Below are 2,713 nucleotides of genomic sequence, written 5' to 3'. Positions count from 1 at the left end.
TTGCATGAGCGGCCTGTCGTCATTGAAATCAAATGCTACGAGAGATCCTCAGATGGCTGTTCCGATTCATCCTCTCGCTCAATACGGCAACCGAACTGTATCTCCCGAACAAGACCGCTGACCCGCAACGGAATCGGTAACGCAAACCGAATAGGAGAGACGTGTGTCTGAACAAGAAATACAGCACGCATTTGAAGACGAAGTTTTTTTTAGCCTTCGCGAACAGCGCAACAACTGCGCAAGGATCGCAGTCGCTGCCACTGCCGCCAGTCTCTTGTCCCTGGTGGCACTAATAGTCATGCTGCCGCTCAAACAAACTAAGCCCTATGTAGTGATGGTAGACAAGACCACCGGCGAGGCTGAAAAGATCGTCGAGGTGCAGCCCACCTCGCTCCAAGAGCAGGAGGCTGTCCTTCAGGCGGAACTCGTTTCCTATGTCGTCGACCGGGAAACCTTCGATCCAGCCGACAACAGCACCCGCATCCCTGACGTCATGGCGCGCTCATCCGACAGTGCCGCGCAAACCCTAGCGCAAACCTGGCGTTCGGAGTCAGAGCAATATCCGCCCACACTCTACGGCAAGGACGTTCGCGTGCGTGTTGTGGTCAAATCTGTCTCTCTGACCCCGAGGGGGCGCAACCCATCGGATGTCGCGCGTGTGCGCATTACCAAATACCGTGAAGAAAAGGGGCGAGACGCAGTTGAGCGAAGTTTCCTTGCTACAATTGGCTATCAGTTCAAGCCTCGACAAAAGGCGACCTTGGAGGCGGTGTGGAAAAATCCGCTTGGGTTCAACGTCTTGTTCTATCGGATCGATGCGGAAACGGCCGGCTGAGAATTAGCAAAAAGACAAAGCGATAATGTGTAAATCTATCTATGTTTCCTTGATTTCTGTTGTGCTGTCAGTAAATTCGGCGGTGGCTGAGCAGTCGCCTGTCGGGTTTGCATCAGACCTGCGGATAAAACGCTACGTGTACGATGAGAGGAACGTATACAAACTTAATCTATACTTGAAATCAGTAACCGCTATTCAGTTCGCTGAAGGGGAAAATGTCGAATCGATTCTCATCGGAGATAGCGCCTCCTGGGAGGTGATCAAGCTGAAGAGAGGCAATGTGATCAGCCTGAAGCCTATTATCGAAAAAGCGCTCACGAATATGACGGTCTATTCTGACCAACGCGTCTATACATTTGAGATACGTTCGGTCGGCCAGATAAGCGCGGGGATGGCGGCAGGCGCCGACCAGGCATTCCGGACCGTCTTCACCTATCCTCAGGAGTTCAAGACATTGGGCAATAGCCGTGCCGCAGTCGCTCCAGCAAATCACGGCTATGTGGTTTCGGGTGACGCGGGGTTTCGCCCGTTGGCCGTGACAGACAATACATTGCAGACGACTTTCGTCCTGCCCAAGGGTGCGCCCCAACCGGCAATTTTTAAGGTTGGTCGTGACCGGGAGGAAAAGCTGGTCAATTCACGCAGTAAAGGCGATCGCATCATCGTGGACGGAACCAGCGACTACTGGGTGATGAGAATCGGCAATGACACTGTCTGCGTAGGTAAAGCAAGCGTTGTGCACTCGGCAAAACCACGGTGGAGAGGGTTGGGACATGACAGATGACTCGCCCGACATCGGCCATCGACAGGATCCCGGCGGAGCGGAGACAGCGGCGGACGCGCCTGTCGATCCTGAACGCGAAAAACTGCTTAAAAGACGTCGAGCCCGGCAAACGGGTAAATCTAAGCGCGGCAGAGGCCGTGAGCTCTTTGTTGCCGCCGCGCTGCTCGCCAGCGCCATAGCGTTCGGGACGGCGCTCGGCCCGATGCAAATGGCGGCGATTCTCGGCTTGCATGATGACGATGAGCAGAAGGCGTCGCAGGTTGATCTGGAAGTTGATCGCTTGACCAAGGACAGCCCAGCACTTGATTTTTCTGTTCCTGAGGCGCAACCAAAAGCGATCGAACCAAAGGCTGACGAGATAGACAAGAGATTCGATGAACTAAGAAAGAAAATCGATCAAGTAGTCAGCGATAAGAAACAGACTAACATGTCGGCCGCCGACGTGCAAGAATTACTTGAACGCTATGGCGAACAAATGGTGCAAAGGCTTCGCTCGGAGCGGGATAAGATAGAGGTTGAAAATGCGCGTTTGCGGGGGGAAGCCTTGCGACTGGAAGAGGAGCGCAAAGGCTCCGAGGAGGCTGCTAAGCTCAACGCTGAAAATCATCGACAATTCCAAGAAATCGATACTAAACAAAGGGAATCGAATAGTGTTGTCATGGATGAATCCAGGGCGAGCTCCGCGTCAGTCGATGGTGTCTCACAACGTCCCCAAGGCCGGGGTGCGAACGACCGGTCCCTTGCAGCTGGTACCGCCTCCGAAGCAGCAACCTCTGTGTCTCGCACTCTCCCTGATCCGTCGCGTATGGTCGCCCAGGGCACGATGATCTCCGCCGTACTTGAAACGGCTATTAATACGGAACTGCCAGGAAATATTCGCGCGCAGGTTATCGAACCGGTATTCTCCTTCGACGGATCTCGCATTCTGCTGCCAGCAGGGACAAGATTGATTGGCACCTTCGGGAACAGAGACGATATTGAGCAAGAGCGCGTGTTAATCGGATGGGATCGGGCTCTCACTCCCGATGGCAAGTCGATCGCGCTCGGCTCCACAGGTACGGACCTGCTTGGTCGCGCCGGCACCGAAGGAAACG

General features: G+C 54.3%; 3 protein-coding genes. All 3 read left to right on the top strand.

Annotation, left to right across the window (positions count from 1 at the left end; translation table 11 throughout):
- The first annotated feature begins 163 nt into the window (after nt 1–163).
- Nucleotides 164–835, top strand: coding sequence for a type IV secretion system protein (locus EOB59_RS32270; RefSeq protein WP_128178028.1), 672 nt, complete (start codon nt 164–166; stop codon nt 833–835).
- A 25-nt stretch (nt 836–860) separates the two neighbouring features.
- On the top strand, nt 861–1,619 hold the full coding sequence (locus tag EOB59_RS32265; RefSeq protein WP_128178030.1) for a TrbG/VirB9 family P-type conjugative transfer protein: 759 nt from the start codon (nt 861–863) through the stop codon (nt 1,617–1,619).
- Nucleotides 1,609–2,713 (top strand): TrbI/VirB10 family protein (locus EOB59_RS32260; RefSeq protein ID WP_128290141.1); only part of this gene is annotated, 1,105 nt, incomplete at its 3' end. The genes EOB59_RS32265 and EOB59_RS32260, both read left to right, overlap by 11 nt.

Source organism: Mesorhizobium sp. M7A.F.Ca.MR.176.00.0.0, from assembly GCF_004023165.1.
Lineage (GTDB): Bacteria > Pseudomonadota > Alphaproteobacteria > Rhizobiales > Rhizobiaceae > Mesorhizobium.
This window is presented reverse-complemented; position numbering and strand designations above follow the sequence as displayed.

Excerpts from the sequence above, each read along its gene's own strand:
- EOB59_RS32265 (WP_128178030.1), top strand. The coding sequence starts at position 861 with ATGTGTAAATCTATCTATGTTTCCTTGATTTCTGTTGTGCTGTCAGTA.